Raw genomic sequence first — 22219 nt, 5'->3', positions numbered from 1 at the left:
CGCGGCCTGTTGGTCGCGACTGCCCTTGCCTTGCCCGTCGCCGGTCGGGCGCAGAGCATCGGTGCAGCGGCACCCGGTCGGATCGTCCTGGCCCCGGCGCGGCTCGATTTCGCGCTGCGCGAACTGGCGCGGCAGGGTGGCATCACCGTCGTCGCCACCGATCCCCGCCTGGGGGAGGTCCGCACCCGCGCGCTGACCACCGGCGCGCCGCCCGCCAGAGCCTTGGCGCAATTGCTGCGCGGGACCGGCTATCGTGCCATCGCGATCGATGCCGTCAGCTTCCGTATCGTCGGATCGCCGCGTCCCCCATCCGCCAGCCGTCCTCCGCCCGCCGCTCCGCCGCCTGTCGGCCGGACCGGCGACATCATCGTGACTGCCAGCAAGCAGGGCACCGAGCTGGCCCGCTATCCGGGCAGCGTATCGGTGATCGGGCGCGGCGTTGCGCTGCCCAACGGATCGATCGACCTCAGCGATGTCGCAGGCCAGACGCCGATCCTTCAGACCACCGCGCTGGGGCCGGGGCGCAACAAGCTGTTCATCCGGGGCATTGCCGACAGCAGCTTCAACGGTGCGACCGAGTCCACCGCCAGCCTGTATCTCGACGAAGTGCAGATTGCCTTTGCCGGACCCGATCCGGGGCTGAAACTCTACGATATCGGTGAGGTCGAGATTGCCGAAGGGCCGCAGGGCGCGCTGCACGGCTCGGGTGCGATCGGCGGCATCATTCGCCTGACCTCCAACCCGGTCTCGCTGACCCGCGACGGCGGACGGATCGAATGGGGTGGCGCGCTGACCGGGGGCGGGGCGGCGAGCAACGACGTGGCGGCGGTCGCCAACAAGGTGCTGCTGGCGAATACGCTGGGCGTCCGGCTGGTCGGCTATCACGCGGTCGATGGCGGCTATATCGACAATCTGCGGACCGGCGCGCGCAACATCAACCGGGTCCTGACCAGCGGTTTGCGCGGCACGCTGGCCTGGAATGTCGGGGGCGGCTGGCACGCCGAGCTGGGCGGCGGCACCCAGTCGATCGTGTCGCGCGACGCACAATATGTGCTTGGCGAGGATGTGCTGGCCAGCCGCTCGGCGATCGCCCAGCCATTCTGGAGCGATATGCGGTTCGGGCGGCTGCTCCTGTCCAAACACTGGGCAAGCGGGCTGCAATTCGTCTCGGCCTCGGGCCTGGTGAAAGGCGCGTCGTTCGAGCAGTTCGACGCCAGCACCATCCTGCCGCGCGGATCCTATCAGCTGAACAGCGGCAAGACCCTGTTCTCGCACGAAAGCCGTGTGTCGCGACGGCTGCCCGGCGGCGGGTCCTGGGTGGTCGGCATCAATTTCGTGTCGGACCAGTCGGTGATGGGGCGGTCACTGACCCTGCGGCAGGGGGTGCGGCCGGTGATCGGCGTGACCAACGTCACGCGCAGCGGTGCCGTGTTCGGCGAGGCGACCCAGCCCGTAACCGGCCGCCTGTGGCTGACGCTGGGCGGGCGCGTGACCGCCGCGCGGGTCGACGGCGAACCGTCGATCACGCCGCGATCCAGGAATTTCGTACGAGGGCGGTCGACCACGCGGGTCGATCCGACCTTCGGATTTTCCTGGGCGCTGGGCGGTGACTGGACCGCGTTCGGGCGGTATCAGTCCGGCTTCCGCACCGGCGGCCTGGCCGTCGCGGCAGGCGTCGGGCGGGTCGCGAACTTCGAGGCGGACTCGATCCAGATGGTCGAGGCGGGCCTGCGCCATGTGCGTCGCGGCGCGACCGGACTGTCGGCCTCGGTCAGCCTGTCGCACGCGCGCTGGAAGGCGATCCAGGCCGATCTGCTCAACCGGTCGGGGCAGCCGGTGACGAGCAATATCGGCGACGCCCGCGTCGACGCGCTGGAGGGCTGGATCGAATGGGTGCCGCAGCGCGACTGGCACCTGACCGCGGCGATGTTCGTGACCGACAACGAGGTCACGGGTTCGACCGCCGCGCTCAGCCGCGCCAGCAACCACCGCCTGCCGGAGACGCCCAGCATCTCGGCCCGGCTGGGGCTGGTCCGCAATGTCTCGCTGGGCCGCGATACGGTGCTGTCGACGCGCGGGGAGCTGGCCTTTGTGGGACCGTCGGTGCTGGGCGTCGGTGACATGTTCGACGTGCGGCAGGGCGGTTACGGTGTCGCCAATCTGGGACTGACCGCACGGCGGGGCGGCTATGCTCTGGCGCTGACGCTCGACAATCTGCTCGACGAGCGGGGCAATCGCTTCGCCTATGGCAATCCGTTCCTGCTGGGGCGGCGCAATGTCTCGACGCCGCTGCGTCCGCGCACCGTGGGGGTCAGGCTGAGCGCGGATTTCTGAACGCCGTGCGGCCATAGGCGGCAAGGCCCGCCAGCACATGGCGCAGACGAAAGGCGTGGAAATGCCGGATCGTCGGCACCGGCCCGGCAAAGCGCTCGCGCAGGTTGCGGACGTCCGCCGCCAGCCAGCGGCGGACCCGGCTGTCGGTCATGACATGCTTGGCGTAAAGCGCTCCGTCGCCAAAGCCGTATCCCGCGAGAAGCGCGACGGCTTCGTCCTCCCGGCGGCGGCCATGATGGTGGTCGACCACGAAGCCGGGGTCATAGCGGATCGACAGGTCCAGCGCCTGCGCGCGCAGCAGGAAGTCGGTATCCTCGGCGGCGCGGAATGGCGCACCCGCCCCGAAGCGTTCGTCGAACGGCCCGACCATGCGCCCGACATCGGCAGTGAAGGCCAGGTTGGCGCCCATGACGAAGCCGCCGGGAAAGCTGCCCGGCTCGGCGATCATCGGATGATCCTCCAGCTTGACGGTCAGCAGCAGGTCGGCGGGGTCGCCGCGCAGGATACGCCCCCCGATGATGACGGGGGCGGGCTGCCCCGCAAAGGCCCGGGCCGCTTGCGCGAAATAATCGGGGTGCAGTACGCAGTCATCGTCGGTCATCGCGACGATCCGCCCCCGCGCCGCCCGAAGCGCCCGGTTGCGGGCGCGGGCTAGGCCGGGCAGCGGTTCCGACAGCAAACGCACGGGAAAGGGCCTGTCTATCGCCCAGTGCCGGATCACCGCCGCCGTGGCATCGGTCGAGCCATTGTCGACCAGGATCAGTTCGACGGCGCCGCTGCCCGGATGCCGGGCGGCGGCATCGACCGAGGCGAGCGTGGCGGCGAGACTGCGGCAGCGGTTGCGGGTGCAGATCAGCAGGCTGATATCGATCATCCCGCGATCATCTCCGCCGCCTCCTGCGAAGACCGGGCCTGTCGGACGAGCGGGCTTTCCGCCGTCCACGCGCTCCTATAGGCGCCGAGCTTGCCATAGTCATTGTCCAGCACGACGTGGCGGACGCCGAGCAGCAGGGCCAGGATATGGCCGTGCAGGCGATCGGTGACGATCCGCTCCCCGCGGGCGAGCAGCTTCAGCCCGCGTTCGACGCGCTCCCGTGCCCGCTCGGTCGGAGCGGACGCCGCCACCGGCGGTTCGTCGAGCCAGTCCAAGGCGACCGTATCAGGCAGGCTCAACAACGGCGTGTCGTCACGCGCCGCGCGTTCGGCGTCGGAGCGGAGCAGCATCAGCGCGCGGCAATCCGCCGAAACCGGTCGCTCGATGCGGCCCAGGCCGAAGGCGGAGTCGGGGGCGAGCGTACTGGGGCAATGGAAATGGCGGCGGGCCAGATCGAGGCTTGCCGTGTCGCGGACATACAGATGAAAGTCCGGATGCCTGTCCACCAGCGCGGCGAAGCGGTCGCGATGGGCTGGGTCGCGAAAGTGGATCGACTGGGGCAGCTGGACGATCCGGCGATCGGGAAAGCGTTCGATCAGCTGTTCGCGAAACTGCTGGTGATGCGGCCAGATGTCGCCGAGATTCCCGCCGCCATGGATCAGGATCGGCCCGGTGGGGCAGGCGGCGCGGAAGGCCGTTTCGTCGAAATCGTCCCAGCGGCAGATATAGGCCGAATCACCCGCGCCGACCGCGTGAAACAGCGCGATCTCCCCCAACCAGATCGCGCTGTCCCCCACATTGGGATGGTCGGGGAAATCGACCAGCGCATAGGGCTCTCCCGGCGTGATATGGCGGCGATACAGGTCGAGCAGTGCCTCTCTCTGGCCTGCGATCACATCATCCTCGCTCACGCCGCGATGGCACTCGGCAAGGCGCTCCGGACGCTGGCATAAAGCGCCTCGCAACGGTCGAGCCAGAGGTCGCGGGCGAAATGCGCCTCCACCCGGCGACGGGCGGTGTGGCGCGGAATGGCCATGGCCCGGATCAAGGCGTCGGCCAGCGCGGTGACATCCCCGGCCGGGGCGATGCATCCGGCCTCGCCCACGACTTCGCGCGCCGCGCCCGCATCGAATGCGGCGACGGGCAGGCCGCACGCCATCGCCTCGATCGCGACCAGTCCGAACGGCTCGTCCCAGCAGGGGGTGAAGAGGAACACCGATGCGCGGCCCAGTTCCCGCGCCAGGCCCGTGCCGTCGAGATGCCCGCCATAACGGATGCCGCCGCCCAGCAGCGGCTCGACCTCGGCGGCGAAATAGTCCGGGTCCTCGACCGCGCCGAACAGGGTCAGTGCGACGCCCGCTTCCTGCGCGGCGCGGATGGCGAGATGCGTGCCCTTGTTGGGGGTGATCCGCCCGCACCACACCGCTTCGCCATTGCCCTGCTTGGCAAAGGGCCATGCGGCCGGGTCGATGGCATTGTGCAGGACCGAGGCCTCGGGCGGCGCGCCGTTCGGCCACCAGGCCTGCAACTGGCGGGCGGAGGTGACGGTCAGCCTGTGGGTCGGGCTGGGGCTGATCGACACGAAATGATGGAGCGCGTCATAGGGCGGCACATGTAGCGAGGTGACGGTCGGGACCTGCGCGGTCCGGCGCTGCTCCAGCGGGAAGCGGTGCAGGCTGTTGTTATGCACCACGTCGAACCCGCCCCGCGCGATTCGATCGCAGGCGGCGGCATAGCCCGCATCGACATGCGCGATCAGCTCGGGCTTGCCGCGATGCTCGGCCCAGGGAAAGACGGCTTCGTAATGGACCGGCAGGACCGGATCGAGGGTGAAGCGCGGGTCGCTGTCGCCACTGGCGAACAGCACCACCTCATGTCCGCGCGCCGCCAGCCCCTCGGCCAGATACCAGCCATGCGCTTCCATGCCGCCCAGGAAAGGCTGGCGGATGGGCTGGCGGACATGGGCGAGAAGGGCGATCCTCATGCCGCGACCCGGGCAGCCTCGCGCTCCTCCAGCAGACGGATGACGCTGGCCGTATTGGCATAGGGCTGGTGGCTCTGCTGCCCGGTCAGGGCGAGGTCGTTCTCATCGGGGCGGCGCAGTATCTGGATGGGGCGGCCGGGCGTATCGTCGATCAGGCCCATCAGGCGAAAAGCGTGCAGCCAATGGCCCATGGTGCGGTATCCCCATTTCGCCTCGAACAGCTCGGCATTGCGGACCACGCTGTCGATATGATGGACCGGCGGCATGTGGTGCGGGTGATATTGATGATAGGCCAGCCCGCCCTTGATCCAGGCGATCGGCACGCCCGCCTTGTCCACCACCTTGCCGAAATCGGTATCCTCGCCGCCATAGCCCGCATAGCGCTCGTCGAACCCGCCGGTCTTGAGGAAGGTGTCGCGCCGCATCGCGAAGTTGAGCGACCAGAAGCAGCGATAATCCTCGCACCGCTCGATGCCGTGAGGCGGCGGCCCGCGCCGGTCGGAGTGGCGGACCGCCACCCCGGCGAAATCCTCGTACCGCCATTCGCCCGCCGTCGCGCCGCCGGGCAGGTACATGACCTCGCCCATCAACAGCCCGTCTTCCTGATCCAGGTAGCGATCATAATCGGCCAGCAGGTCGGGGGTCGGGATGCAGTCCATGTCGAGGAAGACCAGCTTGTCACCGACCGCCGCCTTCGCTGCCATGTTGCGCGCGGTCGCCAGCGGCAGGCGCGGGCCGGACACCATCATCTGGCGGATGGGGAAGGGCGCGTCCGGCAGGTCATAGGGCGTGTCCTGAATGACCGCGACGATCAGCTCGGCAGGCCGCATCGTCTGGCGGGTCAGGCCGATCACGACATTGCGCAGATGTTCGGGGCGGCCCCCGGCGAGCGTGACGACCGAGATCATGAATGGGCTCCGGTGGATTGGGTCAGGGAAGATGGGTTCATATCGATCGGCCAGAGCCGCGTGGACAGCGCCTCCAGCCAGTCGGCAGCGGCCTGGGCGGGCGCGTCGGCGATCATCGCGCGCTGCAGGACGGGGCAGTGCTGGCCGAGGGTCTCGGTCAGCGCCGCATTCCAGGCCTGGGCCGAGGAGGGGAGATGCGGACGGACACAGGCCACGCCGGCCGTGGCCAGCGCCTCCGCCTTGCGATGCTGTTCGTCGAAATACCGCCATTCGGGAATGGCGAGCCAGGGCCGGGCAGCGGCCAATATCTGCTGGCAGGTGGTGTTGCCGGTCGAGGCGATGACGAGGTCGGCGGCGGCGACATGGTCCGCCGGATTGTCGACCCAGCCGCGATGCTCGATATTGGCGGGCTCGGTGGCATGCCAGTCGCGCGCGACCGGGCCGATGGTGATCCAGCGCGCACCGGGGCGGCTGCGTGCCCCGACGCCGAGCGGGGCCTGGGCGAAGCCGCCCCCGCCGCCGCCCGACAGGACCAGGATCATCTCCTCGTCCGCGCCCACGCCGATCCGCTGGCGCGCCAGCTCGCGTTCGGGGATGCGGGTGTCGACACCCAGCCCGCCGACGAAGCAGGTCTTGGCGCGCATCGCGGGGTCCCATTCGGGCTGGGCCAGCGCCTCGTCGAACGCGGCGAGCAGCCCGGCGGCGCCGTCATAGGCGGCGCGGTGCCCGGCATCGCTGCGGTCGCCATGCTGGAGAATCTTCACATGCGGAACCGAGCAGATACGCGCCAGCTGTGCGATCTCGGCCGACACGTCGCAGATCATCAGCGCGGGGTCGGCGCGGTCGAACCAACCCGCGATCACCGCCATGGCATGGCGGATGCCGGGCCAACCGAGCGGCGCGCAGTGCAGCGTCTCCGGCGTCGGCACCGTGTCCATCGCGCCCGCCTCCAGCCCGGTCGGCTCGAAGAGCGAGGGGATGGTGACGATCTCGACATGCGGCGGCAGCGGGGGGAAGATGTCGTCGCGTGCGCAGAAGATGGTGACGGGTCGCTCGGGCGGCAGCGCGTTCAGGATGGCGGCGCAGCGCTCGGCATGGCCCCGCCCCTGATGATGGACGAAATAGCCGAAGGGGCGCGTCACGCCGCCGTCGCCTGGCTTGGCATCGGCGCGGTCAGGCCCAGCCGCTCCAGCCCCTCCATCACGCCATTGGCATGGTGCGCGGTGACCCGCATCAGCCCGTCACGCTCGGGCAGGTCGGCCAGTTCGTGCCCGGCATTGCCCACGACGATCGCATGGCCGCAGGCGTCCAGCATATCGACGTCATTGCCGCTGTCCCCGGCCGCGACGCACGCACCCATCGGCAGGTCGAGCCGTTTCGCATAGGCCGCGACCGCCGCCGCTTTGCCGCCCAGCGGCGCCAGCACGTCGATCAGCCGTCCGTGCGAAAAGACGGTCTTGGCGGAAAGCCCCTGTTCGGCCAGCGTCTCGCGCACGCGCGCGGCATCCTCGGCGGTGCCGAAATAGCTGACTTTGTGCGGCCCGGCCGTGTCGCGCGGCTGCGGGCGCAGGCGTAGCGGCTTGAGCGCGGCGACCACCGCCTTGCGGTCCCAACCCTCGTTCAGGCGCGTGGCGAACTCGGGGCATTCCTGCCACCCGCGCTGACCCTTCAGCATGATGCGCGTGCCGACATCGGTGATGAAGGCATCGGGTTCGGGAATGCCCCATTGCGACAGGATGATCCGCGCCATCGCGAAGGACCGGCCGGTGGCGACGACGAAGGGAAGGTCGCTCGCCTGACGCCATGCCGCGAAGTCGTGCGCGCCGACCCGGCATCCGGTCAGCGTATGATCGATATCGCTGGCGAGCAGGCCGGGGGTGCGCGGCAGATGGGCGTAGAGCGCGGTCGATTCCATGGCGTAACGGTCCCAGGCATAGAGGGTGGAGCCCGATCGGCCATTCGCGCTCATCCGCTTATGGGTGTCGGGATCGGAAAGGATGGACAGGCAGGCGGTCGCGATGGCGTCCTCGTCGCGCGGCTCGACCAGCAGGCCATGGTCCAGCGCGGCGACGATCTCGCTGGGGCCGCCATGACGGGTCGCGACCACGGGCACGCCCGCCGCCGCCGCTTCGATCAGGGTCAGGCCAAAGGGTTCGTGCAGCGCGGCGTTGACGAAGACGCCACCCGTCGCCGCGCGCTCATAGAGTGCGGCGACGTCATCCCCGTCATGCCGTGGCGGCAGGGCGATGCGGCCGCGAAGCGCGGCTGTGTCGGCCAGCACCAGCAACTCGGCCAGTACGGCGCGTTCCTCCGCCGATCCGGGACCGTCATGCTGGCCCGCCAGGATCACCAGATTGGCGGCCTGCCGCAGCGCAGGCGAGGCGGCATAGGCACGGGCGAGCGCGCCCAGATTCTTCTTGGCGACGGGGCGGGCGATGGCGAGCAGGATGGGCTTGGCCGGATCGTCGAGCCATTCGTCCAGCCGGTCGGCGAGCGTCGGGCCATCGGGGCGACCGCCCTCATGGTTCGGCACGCCCGGCGCGATGCGATGGATCCGTCCGCCAGCGGGAATGCCATAGGCCTGGACCTGGCGTTGCGCCTCGTCCTCGGTCGAGACGATCAGCGCATCGGCGCTGGCGATGGCGGTACGTTCGGCGGCGATGCGGCCGTCCAGCGCGGGCGAGGGGCCGTGATGGCGGCGCTTGTCGATGCCCAGCGCATGGGGCGTATAGACGAAGGGGATGGCAAAGCGCCGCCGTGCCTCGGCCGCCACGGCGGCGGCGTCGGAGAAATGCGCATGGATGACATCGGGCAGGCGCGGCAGTCGGGCGAGGTGCGCGCAGAAGGACTCGGTGAAGGCGGCCAGGTCGTCGGCCAACGCGTCCTTTTCCAGATAGCGACGATTGGCGGTGGCGATCCGATCGATGGTCAGCTTGGGCGAGAGCCGCTCGGTGGCGCGGGCATGATCGAGCGGCAGGCCCGGTTCCTCAAACAGCCGGGTAACGATGGAGACTTGATGCGTATCAATATTCATTGCCTGCGCGGCGGCAGCGTCCAGGATATAGGCAATATGGCCGCCCGTATCGGCGGTGATGCCATAATGGACAGGTGGCGATTTCAGGCACCCACCCAGTGCCAGATGCAGGATAAACAATCTCGCCCCTTTCGTTATGGAGCGACAACGTTATAAATATTGATTGGCTCCCAACCGGATAGAGGAAAGATTGCAGCCGACTGACATGGTTGTCAGTTTGTCCGGGGTTTCTTGATCAATATCAATAATGGCAAAGATCAGCTGAGCGGTGGCTGTCCGTTCGAGGCGCTCAGGCCACCGTCGACGGGCAGGTTCACGCCGGTGATGAAGCGCGCATCCTCGCTTGCCAGGAACGCGATGGCCCCGGCGATGTCCTCGGGTTGCGCGCCCCGGCCCATTGGAATGCGCTCCTCGAACTTCGCGATCAACTCGGGCTGTTCCTTCATGCCCGCCGTCAGCGGGGTGTAGGTCAGTGACGGATTGACCGCATTGACGCGCACGCCATTCGCCGCTTCGTCCATCGCCAGCGCGCGGGTGAAGTTCGTCACGGCCCCCTTGGCGGCGCAATAGAAGCTGTGATTCCAGTCGCCGCCCAGCCCGGACACCGACGACATGTTGATGATGCAGCCCGTGGACTGGCGCAAATGCGCGATCGCGGCGCGGGCCATCTGGACCACGCCGTAAAGATCGGTCTCGATGACCTTGGCAAAGGCCGAGAAGTCGCCCTCGTCCAGTTTGCCGAGATGATCGACGCCCGCATTGCTGACCAGCACGTCGATCCGTCCGAACCGCGCGATGGCCAGAGCGACCAGGGCCTCGCAATCGGCCATCTTGGATACATCGGTTTCGCGCGTCGCGACCGTCGCGGGAGCGAGTTCGTCGGCCAGCTTGTGCAGGCCCGCACCGTCCGTGTCGCCCAGCACCAAGGTCGCGCCCTCCTGTGCGAAGCGGCGGGCGGCCCCTTCGCCGATGCCCGACGCGGCGCCGGTGACGATCACGATCTTGCCTTGGAACCTCGCCATGTCGGGCGCTCCTGTCCTTATATCACTGGTCCGCCCATCCCGGCCTGTCAGAACAGGCACATCGGGCCAGTGTTCCGCCCGCCATCACTGTAAAAACGCAAAAGGCGGGAAAATGCGGTTCAGCGCCGCACCATATCCTCGGGCAGCCCCTTGAAGGATGATGCGCGGCCCAGCATGTCGCGGTTGGCGGACAGCCAGCCTTCGGCTTGTGCGCGGCCCATTTCGCGCAAATCCTGTAGCACCGACCAGCGTGTGTCGACCTTGCTCGTCCCCGATGGCCCCGCCAGTTCGTCCGGCGGCGACAGCAGGTGCAGGTTGACCCGCGCGATCGCCTGCATCCGCGGATCGCGGGACGTTTCGGCGCGGGCGACATCCTGGATTTCGGACAAGGTGCGCAGATCACGGCGCAGACAGGCGTTGAAGCTGATATCGCTGACCCGGCGCATGACCTCGCCGACCGAGCCGCCGATATCCTCGACGGTGAAGGGCGTGATCTGGACGATCATCATGTCGGTCGCGTCGATCGCCTCGGTCAATAGCGGTTCCAGCGCGGGGTTGGCGGTGAAGCCGCCGTCCCAATATTGCTCGCCCTCGATCTCCACCGCCGCGAACAGCTCAGGCAGGCAGGCCGAAGCCATCAGCGCGTCGAGCGTCACGTCCTCGCCGGTGAACAGCCGCGCCGATCCGCTCGCGATGTGGGTCGCGGCCACATAGAAGGGCAGGCGCGTCTGGCGGGCGAGCAGGTCCAGGTCGATGCTTTCCGCGACCGCCTGTCGCAGCGCACGCATATCGCGAACGCCGGGCAGGAAGGGCGCGACATAGCGGCTGGAGAGCTTGGCGATGTCCAGCGACTTGCGCAGCAGCGGCTCGAAAAACGGACCGCCCAGCGCGCCGACATCGAGCGGGGCGAGCGGCGAGGCATCGGCGACATGGCCCCATAGCCGCTCCAGCGCCGCCTTCGCCCCGGCCGCGCCCCCGGTCGCATAGCCTGAAACAACCGCCGCGCCGTTGATCGCCCCCGCGCTGGCGCCGCTGACCCCGACGATCTCGATATCCTCGTCCAGCAGCCTCTCGACCACGCCCCAGCCATAGGCACCGTGCGCGCCGCCGCCTTGCAGCGCGAGGGCGATGCGGGGGCGGGGCGGGACCTGGGGTTCGAGACGGTCGGTCATGGCGTACCTCCTTCTGCGTTGCGTTATGTTGCAACGCACAAAAGGCAAATGCCATCCCGTTTCGGCGGATTTTTATGGGAGTGTGTGATCGATGAACCCATTCCTCCCCCGCAAGGGGAGGAAACCGGGCCTAACGCTTGGTGAAGCCGCCGATCCCCGCGATCGCCAGCTTGGCGGCGGGCTTGGACATTTCCGCGAAGGTCAGCCGCAGATAGCGGACGGGCCGGACGCTGGTGAAGGGCAGGCGCTGGGTGGAAAGGGCATAGGCGATGTTCGAGAACTCGCCCGCGCCCGCCGGGGTCCAGCTCTTGCCGTCGACGCTCGTCTCCGCGACGTAACCGCGCGGCGGGGCGGCGTCGATCATGACCTGGCGCGAGGGGGTCAGGCTGAAGCCCGCGACGTCGCGCACCTGGCCCATGTCGACGGTCACGCTGGCCGGCTTGCCCGCCACGGGCGCAGGCTGAACCCAGATGGTCTTGGCGTCGTTGTCGAGCAGCTTCTCCGCACCCGGCGCCGTGGCCGAGACGATCGTCCAGCCGGTCGTCGCCAGCACGGTCGGATCGCTCGACACGATGGCGGGGACGGGGACCGGCGCGACACTCTGGAACAGCGAAACCTCGCTGATCGCCGGGCAGACCGGCGCGTCGACGATGCGCAGGCGGACGCGGCGCGCGGTGACGGGTTGGGGCAGGCGGATGATCCGCTGCGCGCTGATGCACTCATGCTCGGCAAGCTGCTGCCACTTGCCGTTCACTTCCGCATCGACCGCGAAGCGCGTGACCCGCACGCCGAGCGGCAGATATTCGCGGATGCGGATCAGATCGAAACGGCGACCCGGCGGCAGATCGAGCGTCAGGCTGGGCGTGGTCACGCCGTCGGGGGCGGACCAATAGGTGTCGCGCTGGCCGTCCAGCACCCTGGCGGCCTCATAGCCCTTGCCGCGGACATGGCTGGCGCTCGCCACCGACCCTTGCGCCAGATCGGTCGCGAAGCTGGCGCGGATCGCGTCGCCGAAGCTCTTCAGGATCTTGACGTCCTGATCGGGGATGCGCCCGCGCCGGTCGGGCGGCAGGTTCAGGTTCATATTGGTGCCGCGCGCGACCGAGGTGTCGAAATAGCCGACCAGGTTTTCCGGCGAGCGGACCTTGGAGTCCTCGTCCGCGTGATAAAACCAGCCGGGCCGGATCGAGGTGTTGGTCTCGGCGGGCCACCACAGCGCCCCGCCGCGCACGCCCGAATTGCCCTCCGACTGGACATAAGGGTGGTTGGGCATGGTCGGCCAGCAGGGATCGCCCGCGATCCCGTCCTCATTGCCGACCCAGCGGATATCCGCGCCCAGCGGATCGAAGGTGCAGGCCATGGGCTGGTGCTGGTGGACCAGCGCGATGATCGAGGGCCAGTTGTAATATTTGGGCGCGTCGATCTGCCGCGTCTCGCGCGCCCCGCCATAATAGCCGTCACCGCCATTGGCCCCGTCGAACCAGAATTCGAACAACTCGCCATAGCCGGTGCAGAGTTCGACCACCTGCTTGCGGAAATAGTCGACATAGGAAGGACGGGCATAATCGGCCCGGTTGCGATCCCAGGGCGAGAGATAGATGCCGAAGGCGAGCCCGGCGCGCTTGCAGGCGTCCGACATTTCGCGGACGATATCGCCCTGGCCGTTCTTATAGGGCGAGTTGCGGATGCAATGCTCGGTCAGCTTGGTCGGCCACAGGCAGAAGCCGTCATGATGTTTCGCCGTCAGGATGATGCCCTTCAGATTGCCCGCCTTGGCCGCCCCGACGATCTGGTCCGCGCTGAAGTCGGACGGGTTGAACATCTTGGGGTCTTCGTCGCCATACCCCCATTCCTTGTCGGTGAAGGTGTTCATGGCGAAGTGGATGAAGGCATATTGCTCGCGCTGGTGCCAGCGCCACTGCCGCGCCGAGGGGACCGCACCATAGGGCGCGGGCGCACCGGCCTGCCCCCTGGCAAAGGCTGGCGTGGCGGAGGCGACGAGCCCGGAGGCGAGGACGGCGCGGCGGGAGAAATCGGTCATTGTCGGGTCGGCTCCGGGAGGGATCAGGCGGGCTGGTGGTCGAAGGAGGGCGGGCGATCCTTGGGATCGCGGCCAAAGGCGGGGTTCGGCCTGGCCCCCATGGTGAAGGACAGGGTGCCGCCCTTCGACAGGGTGGCATGGTCGATCCAGCTCTTGGTCCAGGGGCGACCGTTCCACGTCACCGACTGGATGTAGGGCGTGTCCGGGCGATTGCCCTTCGCCTCGACGACCAGCGTCTTGGTGCCGCCGACCGTCACCTGCGCACGGTCGAACAGCGGACCGCCGAAGACATAGGCGCCGCTGACCGGATCGACCGGATAGAAGCCCAGCGACGAGAACAGGAACCACGCGCTCATCTGGCCGCAGTCATCGTTCCCGATGATGCCGTCGGGCGCGTTCTTGTACATCTCGGTCAGCAGGCGGCGGACCATCCGCTGGGTTTTCCAGGGCGCGCCGACATAGGCATAGAGATAGGCGGCATGCTGGTCCGGCTCGTTGCCGTGCGCATACTGGCCGACCAGCCCCGAAATGTCGGGTGGCGCATTTTTCGGGAGCGTCGAGGGCGCACTGAACAGCTCGTCCAGCTTGGCCTCGAACTTCGCGTCGCCGCCCATGTGACGGATCAGGCCATAGACGTCATGCTGGTTGAGGAAGGTCGCCTGCCAGCCATTGGCCTCGGTATAGTCGCGCCACCAGGGCTTGGGCATATGGCCCAGCTGGACGGGGTCGTAATCCTTCCACCAGCTGCCGTCGCTGAAGCGCGGCCGGGCGAAGTTGATCGAGGGATCGATGACGTTGCGCCAATTGCCCGAGCGCTTGAGCAGGCGATCGGCCTCGGCCGTCTTTCCTACCTTGCGCGCGATGTGCGACGCGGCCCAGTCGTCATAGGCATATTCCTGCGTCCGGCTGACGCTTTCCCACCATTTGTCGGCGGGGACATAGCCCTTGGCGTCGTAGAGGTCGCGACCCTTGGAGTTGTCCATGTCGGGCGCGGCGAAGTCGAAGCTGCGCTTGGCGATGCCCGGCCAGGCGGCGGCATAGTCGGCGGGAATGCCCTTCACCATCGCCTCGGCCATGATCGGCGTGCCGTGCCAGCCGATCATGATACCCGTCTCCTTGCCCTGCAGCGTCCAGACCGGCGGGCCATAGGCGCTCTGCTGGGTCTGGCGGATCACGTCCTCGATCAGCTTCTGCGCTTGGGCGGGCTGGGTCAGGATCAGCCAGGGGTGAAGCGCCCGGTACGTGTCCCAGGTGGAATAGGTGCTGTAGGCGGACTGCCCGGCCGGTACGGTATGAACCTGCCCGTCCAGCCCGACATAGCGGCCGTCCACGTCCGAAAAGAGCGTCGGCGCGATCAGCGTGTGGTAATTGGCGGAGGCCATGATGGTGCGCTGGTCCTCGGTGCCGCCCTCGACCCGAATGCCGCCCAGCATATTGATCCAGCGCCCTTGCGCCATCTCGCGCACACGGTCGAAATTCCAGTCCTTCGCCTCGGCCGCCAGATTGGCCTTGGCACCCGCAACGTCGACCGCGGAGATGCCGCAGCGAATCAGCAACGGCGCATCGCCCAGTTCGTCGAAGAACAGGGCGGCCTTCAGGCGGTTGCCCTTGACGGCGGTGCCGCTCGCGGGTGCGTCGCCGTCACCATAAAGCTGGATGCGGCTCGGCTTCTTCGACAGCTGCATCGCAAAGAAGATGCGCCGCCCCTTGGCCCAGCGGAACACGCGGCGCGTGCCGGTGATCGTGCCGTCTGGCTCGACCGTGATTTCGGCATCGGTGATCAGCGGCTTCTCGTCGCTCTTGTCGAGGACGAGGTGCGACAGGTCGACCAGGACATGGCCCGGCCCCTTGGGATAGGTATAGCGATGCCAGCCGGTCCGTTCGGTCACGGTGAGTTCGGCGAGGACGCCGGACTCCAGCTTGACGCGGTAATAGCCGGGCTGGGCCTGTTCTTCGGAGTAGCGCTGGCGATATCCCGCATCGGGATCGGACAATGGTCCCGGCACCAGCTTCAGGTCCCCACGCGTCGGCACGACCAGCACGTCCAGCATGTCGCCGATCCCCGTGCCCGACAGGTGGGTATGGCTGAACCCCATGATCGAGCCGTCGCCGTGATGATAGCCCGAACAGGTGTCCCAGCGCTCGACATCGGTGTCGGGACTCAGCTGCACCATGCCGAAGGGCAGGACGGCGCCCGGATAGGTATGGCCATCGCCGCCCGTGCCGACGAACAGGTTGGGCGCGGTCGGGAGCGCGGGCAGGCGGGCCAGAACGCCGCGAATGGGCAGGGCGGCAAGCGCGGTTCCGGCAAGGAGCGAGCGGCGGCTCAGGATCATGCAAACGTCTCCCGCAAAACTTCCGGCCTGGTGGCCGCGACATGGACGATCAGTTCGCCGAACAGGCCATTGGCCCAGGCGAACCAGTCGCGCGTGAACTTGGTGGGGTCATCGATATCGACCCCTTCGTGAATGAAGCCGGTATTTCCGTGCGAGCGGCGGATCATGGCAAGGCTCGACCGCAGCAAGGTCGGATCGGTCGACGTCAGCGCGCGGGTGATGATCGACATCGGCCAGACCTGACCCGGCCCGGTGTGCGGGCCGCCGATGCCGGTCAGCGCCTTGCCCTCGAAATACCAGGGATTGGCCTTGCTCCAGCAGGCCGCGAGCGTCCGCTGCCACAGGGGATCGGCCGCATCGACGCAGCGGAGATAGGCCAGGCCCGACAGCGAGGGCACATTGGCGTCGTCCATGAACACGGCATTGCCATAGCCGTCGACCTCATAGGCCCAGACGCGTTCGCCGCTGGGCAGGGTCATCGTGCCGAATTGCCTGAGCGCGGCCTCGACCTCGGCGGCGAGCAGGGTGGCGTCCTGCGCCAGGGCGGGTTCGCCGACCGCGTTCGACAGCGCGGCGAGTTCGCGCAGCGTCGTCATCGCGAACAGGTTGGCGGGCACGAACTGGCCGTACAGGCACGCATCGTCCGACGGGCGGAAGCCCGAATGGATCATGCCGTTGGGACGCGTCGGCAGGCCGGTGCCGCGATAGAGCGTCTCGGTCGGCTCGGGCGCGGAGCGGCGGAAGCGGTAAGGGCCGGGGCCTTCTTTCCGCTGCTGCTCGCGGAAGGTCTTCACGATCAGCCGTGCCGAGGCTTTCCACTCGGCGTCGAACGGCGTGGTGTCGCCCGTCTCGCGCCAATAGCCATAGGCCAGCCGGATCGCGTAGCAGAGCGAGTCGATTTCCCATTTCCGCTCGGCGACGCCGGGCTTCATCTCGGTATCGTCGTGCAGTGCCCAGCCGAGGTTCGTCTTGGCGGTCGGGTCCTGCATGAAGGCGTTGGCGTAAGGGTCGATCAGGATCGAGCGCGCCTGCCGTCCGATCAGCCCGCGGAACAGACGCCCCAGCGCCGGATCGCGCTTCACGAGGTGTAGATAGGGCCGCAGCTGCGCCGCCGAGTCCCGCAGCCACAGACAGGGAATGTCGCCGGTGATGACGAAGGCGTCCGGCTTGCCGTTCACTTGCGCCAGCGACAGCACGGTCGTGTCGAGCGTGTTGGGATAGCAATTGCCGAACATCCAGCGGAGTTCGGGATCGGCGATCATCTTCGAGACGCGGGTGATCTCCGCCTCGACCGCCTTGGACACGAAACGGCGCTCGGCGACGGCGGGGCGCTTGCTGACAAAACCGCTGGCGGCGAAGGCGGGGGTGGCGGCGAGGGCCGCTGCCCCCGCCATCAACTGACGACGGTTCGGGGTCACTTGGGCAGGTCCTGCGCCTGGCCGGTCACGGTGAACTGGGTCCATTGCCCTGCACCGTCGCCGGGTTGGCCACCACCGATGTAGAGCTTGTAGGTGCCCGGCAGGATGCGGCGGGTGCCGTCGCGCCAGACCTGGCTCATCATGCGCGGGTCGATGGTGAAGCGCGCCGTGCCCGCCTGGCCCGGCTTCAAGGCGACGCGGGTGAAGCCGACCAGCTGGCGTTGCAGCACGGGGTCGGTCAGCACCAGCTTCTCGCCGGTGGCGGGCGGGACCAGATAGGCCTGGGTCACTTCCTCACCGGCGCGCTGGCCGGTATTGCGCAGCTGCACCGCGACATCCACGGGCTGGCCGACCGCGACGCTCGCGGTCACCGTCGGCTGGCCATAGTCAAACTTGGTATAGCTCAGGCCATGGCCGAAGCCCCAGGCGGGCTTGCCGGTAAAGTAGCGATAGGTGCGCTCCTTCATGCCGTAATCGGCAAAGGCGGGCAGGTCGGCGGTCGAGTGATAGATGGTGACGGGCAGGCGACCCGACGGGTTGACGTCCCCGGCCAGAATCTCGGCCAGCGCGGTGCCGCCCTCGGTGCCCGGATAAAAGGCCGCCAGCGTCGCGGCGGGCTTGAAGTCACCCAGCGACACCGCCGATCCGGAGACGACGACCGCGACCACCGGCTTGCCCGTCGCCTGAAGTGCTGTGAGCAGCTTGCGCTGTGGCTCGGGCAGGACGATCTCGGTCCGGTCGCCGCCCGCGAAGCCGGGGACCGAGACGCCCAGCGCCTCGCCCTCCAGATCGGGCGACAGGCCGACGACCGCGATCAGGACATCCGCAGTCCCGGCGACCTTCAACGCCTCGGCGGTCAGCGCCTCGGCGGGGGGCAGCCATTGCAGGCGCAGGCCCTCATCGCCACCCTTATGGTCGATCTCGACTCGGATACGGCGCGGGGCCGAACCGTCGATGGTCGTTTCCAGCTTCTTACCGCCGATCACATCGTCCACGACCAGCTGGTCGTCGATATAGAGCTTCACCGCGTCATGCGCCGGGCAGGCGTGCCAGCAGGCGGGGCCGTCGAGCCGCAGCTTATACTGGCCCGGCCCCGGCGGGGTCAGCGTGCCGGTCCAGCGACGCTGGAAAGGTGCGGTCTTGGTATAGTTGAAGTCGATGCGGCGGTCCTGCCCCGCAACCGACCACTGGCCGTTCGCGCCCATCGTCTCGACCGTCAGGCCGGTCTTGCCGTTCGCCGACAGCGCGGTTTCAGGCACGCCGACGAACGCGCCCTCGGCCAGCACCGAGCCTTGCGCATAGCGGACATCGCGGCCGAACTTCGCGCGGATGCCGACGAGCGGGGTGACGGGATTGATCGCGGTGCCGTGGTAATTGCCCTCCAGCACGCCCAGATCATCCGCATCCGCGCCGAACACCGCGAGTCTCTTACCCTTGAGCGGCAGCAGGTCGTTCGGATTGTCGAGCAGTATGATGCCCTTGCGGGCCGTCTCCAGCGCCAGCGCGCGGTGGGTGGGCGTGCCGACCTCGCTCGCCTTGATCCGGTTCCAGGGGCTATCCACGGTCAGCATCCGCCGCACCGCCAGCGCGCGGGCGAGCGCGGTATCGATCTCACCTTCGGTAATCAGGCCGCGCTCGACAGCCTGGGGCAGCGAGCGATAGGCGTTGCCGCAATTCAGGTCGGTGCCCGCGCGCAGCGCCGCCGCCGCCGCAGCAGGCGCATCGGGCTGGGCATGGTGGAACATCCAGATATTGCCGACCGCGTCGCAGTCCGACACGACAAGGCCGTTAAAGCCCCAGTCGGTGCGCAGCCGCTGGGTCAGCAGCATCGGATTGGCGCAGACCGGCGTGCCGTGAATGGCGTTATAGGCGCACATCAGCGACAGCGCCTTGCCCTCGGTCACGGTCGCGCGGAAGGCGGGCAGGTAGGTCGCCTCCAGATCGCGTGGGCTCACCATCACGTCGAAACTGTCGCGCCCGCCCTCGGGACCGGAATGGACCGCCATATGCTTGACGGTCGCGATGACCTTCGGATGCTTCAGGTCGGGGCCTTGCAGGCCGCGGACGAAGGCGATGCCGATGCGGCTGGTGAGGAAGGGGTCCTCTCCGTACGTTTCCTGGCCCCGGCCCCAGCGCGGATCACGGAAGATGTTGATGTTGGGCGACCAGATGGTCAGCCCCTGATACAGCCCGCGATCGGCGTTGAGCGGCTGAGCGTTGAACTTGGCGCGCGCTTCGGTGGCGACGACATCGCCGACCTTCTGGATCAGCGCGGGGTCCCAGGTCGCGGCCATGCCCATGGCCTGCGGAAAGACGGTCGACGGCCCGTTGCGCGCGATGCCGTGCAGCCCCTCGCTCCACCAGTCATAGGCGGGCAGGTTGAGCGCGGGTTCGGCCGGGGCTTCGTTGACCAGCTGCGCCGCCTTTTGCGCGATGGTCAGCTTCTGCGCTTCCGGGGGAAGGGCGGGAGTGGCGGCCTGACCGGCGGCGGCGAGGAGGAGGAAGGGGATCACTGGGCGTCCTTCGGACCGAGGGTGTAGATTTTCAGCTCGCGCGCCAAAGTGGCGGCGTCCGCGTCGCTCTGGATGGTGAGCGTGATGCTCTCGCCGGGCAACAGGTCGAATCCGTCGTCGGACGGTTCGGCGGCAATGGTGCCGAAATTGACCTGTACCTGCCGCGCGAGGTTGCGCGTCGTCAGCGTCAGCTGCTTGCCCGACCAGCGCGCGGTGATGCCCGGCGCGGGGTAGGCCATGTCGCGCGGCACCTTTCGCTCGATGATCTGGCGGGCGATGACCTTTTCGCCGTCGAACAGTTCGGCGACGGCATAGCTGCTCTGCGGCGCGGCGTTCGCGAACAGCGTCACGTCGGGGATCATCGCGACATCGCTGGCCGAGGCGGCCGCCATGGTCACGCTGCCCGATTGCGAGCCGAGCTTGCGGCCGTCCATGCCGTATCCGGTGACCCGCCAGCCGAGCGGCTTCGGCGCCGTGGCGTCGGACACCAAAGCGATGCGGGTCGCGCCGGGCTTTGTCTCCGCGACGATGGTCTGGGGCGCGAAGAAGCGGCGGACCTCGTGCTGGAGCATCTTGTCATGTCCGGTCCAGTCGATGCTCGACCAGCTGATCGCGGGCCAGCTGTCGTTGAGCTGCCAATAGAGCGAACCCAGCGTCACCGGGCGGCAGGCGCGGTGATGACGCGCGGCGAGGCCGATCGCACGCGCCTGCATCGCCTGGGACAGATAGACGAGATCGGCGAAGTCGCGAGGGTCGCGCAAATTCTGCTTCAGATAGAAGGTGATGCGGTCATTGCCTTCACCCGCCAGGAACTTCTGGTGCGCCTTCATGACGGGGCTGTCGATGCGGAAGTCCGCCGGATCGGCGAAGGTCGCGATGGTCGACAGGTCCGGGAAGGCCTGGAAGCCGTACTCGGACATGAAGCGCGGGCAGCTGTCGGTATAGCGCTCGACCGGCTTGGAACCCGACCACACGTCCCAGAAATGGCGGTCGCCATCCTTGTCGGTGTCGGTCGGCCCCTCATAATCGGTCGAGGGCGAGCCGGGCCAATAGGGGATGCCCGGCGAGTTCTTGATGACTGCATCGCGCAGCACGCGGTCGAACAGCACCGCCATGCCGGTGCCGATCCGCTCCTGCTCGTCCGGGCCGACCGCCTTCTTGAACGCCTTGCGATCCGACCAGTTTTCCCAACCCGACAGCACTTCGTTATTGCCCGCCCAGATGACCAGCGAGGGGTGTGATTGCAGGCGCGCGACCTGTTCCTCGGCCTCGATACGGACATTCTCGCGGAACTTCGCGTCGGGGGGCGTGACGGCGCCGCCGAACATGAAGTCCTGCCAGACCATCAGGCCCAGCTCGTCGGCGGCGTCGTAGAAGCTGTTTTCGGGATAATAGCCACCGCCCCAGATGCGGACGATGTTCATGTTGGCGGCCACCGCCTTTTCCAGCATCTGACGCTCGGTCGCGGCGGCTACGCGCGACGGGAAGGCGTCGAACGGGATCACGTTGGTGCCCTTCGCGAAGATGACGTTGCCGTTGATCTTCAGGCCGAAGCTGCCGTCCTTGCGGACCAGCTCGACGGTGCGCAGGCCGGTGCGCTTCTCGACCGCATCCGCACCCGCCAGCGCGGCATTGACCGTGTAGAGCGGATGCGCGCCGAAGCCGACTGGCTGCCAGCGCTGCGGCTTCGTGATCGCGACGGGGACGAGCACGTCATTCTCGCCCGGCTGGAGCGCGACATCACGGCGCACCCGGATGCGCTTGCCATCGGGGCCGGTGACGGTCACGTCCATCCGCCCCGTCTGCGCACGGTCCGCGACGACCGAGGCGCGGGCGAGGATGCGCGCCTCGGCATCGGTCAGCGCCTCCTGCTCGATGCGCAGATTGTCGATGCGCGCGGCGTCCCACGCTTCCAGGCGGGCGGGGCGCCAGATGCCGATATCGACGATACGCGGTGCCCAGTCCCAGCCATATTGGTATTTCGGCTTGCGGATATAGGGGGAGGTCTGAACGCCCTTCGGCTCGTCGCCATAGGGCGAGTCATATTCGCCGGGCAGCGGATGCTTCTCGGCCAGCACCATCGGCTGGAGCGTCTTGATCGGCGAGGCGAAGGTGACGACGATCTCGTTCGCACCCGCCTTCAGCAGCGGCTTGGCATCCGTGCGCCAGCGGCGATGCGCGTTGTCTGCGGACAACAGGCGCTGCCCGTTGACCGTGACGGTGCCGAACGTATCCAGCCCGTCAAACACCAAATCCAGGTGGTCGCGGCGCAGCATCTCCGGCGTCACGTCCAGATTGGTGCGATACTGCCACCCGGTCAGGCCCGCCCACTGGATCGGGGCCTCGTTCGCGCCCTTATAGGGATCGGGGACGATGTTGGCGGCGATCAGGTCCTGCTGCACGCTGCCCGGCACGGTCGCGGCCATCCAGTTCGCTGCCTGCGGGTGGGCGCTGGCGGCGCTGGCGTCCTTCGGGTCGATCCGCACCTGCCAGCGGTCGAGCGTCGCCACCGTCTTGGGTGCCGCCAAAGCGGGGAAGGGCAGGGCGAGCGCGGCCAGGATCAGACCGAGACGATGTTTCACA

Annotated in this window: 14 protein-coding genes; 1 reads left to right on the top strand and 13 read right to left on the bottom strand. The window is 68.0% G+C overall.

What is annotated here, in order from left to right; translation table 11 throughout:
• Window positions 1-9: 9 nt before the first annotated feature.
• Window positions 10-2334, top strand: a complete 2325-nt coding sequence (locus tag BSZ14_RS00600) for a TonB-dependent receptor (protein ID WP_076709217.1) — start codon at window positions 10-12, stop codon at window positions 2332-2334.
• On the opposite strand, the gene BSZ14_RS00595 is transcribed toward BSZ14_RS00600, so the two are convergent.
• The 13 genes from BSZ14_RS00595 to BSZ14_RS00535 form a co-directional block, all read right to left on the bottom strand.
• On the bottom strand, window positions 2312-3208 hold the full coding sequence (locus BSZ14_RS00595) for a glycosyltransferase family 2 protein (RefSeq protein WP_076709214.1): 897 nt from the start codon (window positions 3206-3208) through the stop codon (window positions 2312-2314). The genes BSZ14_RS00600 and BSZ14_RS00595 overlap by 23 nt on opposite strands.
• On the bottom strand, window positions 3205-4119 hold the full coding sequence (locus tag BSZ14_RS00590; protein WP_076709212.1) for a polysaccharide pyruvyl transferase family protein: 915 nt from the start codon (window positions 4117-4119) through the stop codon (window positions 3205-3207). The genes BSZ14_RS00595 and BSZ14_RS00590 overlap by 4 nt, the downstream gene beginning before the upstream one ends.
• Window positions 4116-5192, bottom strand: a complete 1077-nt coding sequence (locus BSZ14_RS00585) for a glycosyltransferase (RefSeq protein ID WP_076709209.1) — start codon at window positions 5190-5192, stop codon at window positions 4116-4118. The genes BSZ14_RS00590 and BSZ14_RS00585 overlap by 4 nt, the downstream gene beginning before the upstream one ends.
• Complete coding sequence (locus BSZ14_RS00580) at window positions 5189-6100, bottom strand: glycosyltransferase family 2 protein (RefSeq protein ID WP_076709207.1); 912 nt, start codon at window positions 6098-6100, stop codon at window positions 5189-5191. The genes BSZ14_RS00585 and BSZ14_RS00580 overlap by 4 nt, the downstream gene beginning before the upstream one ends.
• Entirely contained in the window at window positions 6097-7242 is a 1146-nt protein-coding gene (locus tag BSZ14_RS00575) for a glycosyltransferase (protein WP_076709204.1), read from the bottom strand. Before BSZ14_RS00575 ends, BSZ14_RS00580 begins: the two co-directional genes overlap by 4 nt.
• Entirely contained in the window at window positions 7239-9254 is a 2016-nt protein-coding gene (locus BSZ14_RS00570; protein WP_083748014.1) for an HAD-IIB family hydrolase, read from the bottom strand. The genes BSZ14_RS00575 and BSZ14_RS00570 overlap by 4 nt, the downstream gene beginning before the upstream one ends.
• A 137-nt stretch (window positions 9255-9391) precedes the next feature.
• Entirely contained in the window at window positions 9392-10156 is a 765-nt protein-coding gene (locus BSZ14_RS00565) for an SDR family NAD(P)-dependent oxidoreductase (protein ID WP_076709203.1), read from the bottom strand.
• A 119-nt stretch (window positions 10157-10275) separates the two neighbouring features.
• The gene (locus BSZ14_RS00560) at window positions 10276-11328 is read right to left on the bottom strand and encodes a patatin-like phospholipase family protein (protein ID WP_076709200.1); all 1053 of its coding nucleotides are present in this window, start codon (window positions 11326-11328) and stop codon (window positions 10276-10278) included.
• A 130-nt stretch (window positions 11329-11458) separates the two neighbouring features.
• Window positions 11459-13369 (bottom strand): alpha-L-fucosidase, encoded by a 1911-nt coding sequence (locus BSZ14_RS00555; protein WP_076709198.1) that lies wholly within the window; start codon window positions 13367-13369, stop codon window positions 11459-11461.
• 23 nt (window positions 13370-13392) lie between these two features.
• On the bottom strand, window positions 13393-15705 hold the full coding sequence (locus tag BSZ14_RS00550; RefSeq protein WP_076709195.1) for a GH92 family glycosyl hydrolase: 2313 nt from the start codon (window positions 15703-15705) through the stop codon (window positions 13393-13395).
• On the bottom strand, window positions 15702-17099 hold the full coding sequence (locus tag BSZ14_RS00545) for a glycoside hydrolase family 125 protein (protein ID WP_076709336.1): 1398 nt from the start codon (window positions 17097-17099) through the stop codon (window positions 15702-15704). Before BSZ14_RS00545 ends, BSZ14_RS00550 begins: the two co-directional genes overlap by 4 nt.
• A gap of 20 nt (window positions 17100-17119) precedes the next feature.
• On the bottom strand, window positions 17120-19636 hold the full coding sequence (locus tag BSZ14_RS00540; RefSeq protein WP_076709193.1) for a glycoside hydrolase family 3 N-terminal domain-containing protein: 2517 nt from the start codon (window positions 19634-19636) through the stop codon (window positions 17120-17122).
• Window positions 19633-22218 carry a beta-mannosidase gene (locus BSZ14_RS00535; protein WP_076709337.1) on the bottom strand — a complete coding sequence of 862 codons (2586 nt, stop codon included), beginning with the start codon at window positions 22216-22218 and terminating at the stop codon, window positions 19633-19635. The genes BSZ14_RS00540 and BSZ14_RS00535 overlap by 4 nt, the downstream gene beginning before the upstream one ends.
• Between the last annotated feature and the right edge of the window lies 1 nt (window position 22219).

Origin of the sequence: Sphingomonas sp. Sph1(2015), from assembly GCF_001970915.1 — a bacterium.
Lineage (GTDB): Bacteria > Pseudomonadota > Alphaproteobacteria > Sphingomonadales > Sphingomonadaceae > Sphingomonas > Sphingomonas parapaucimobilis.
This window is presented reverse-complemented; position numbering and strand designations above follow the sequence as displayed.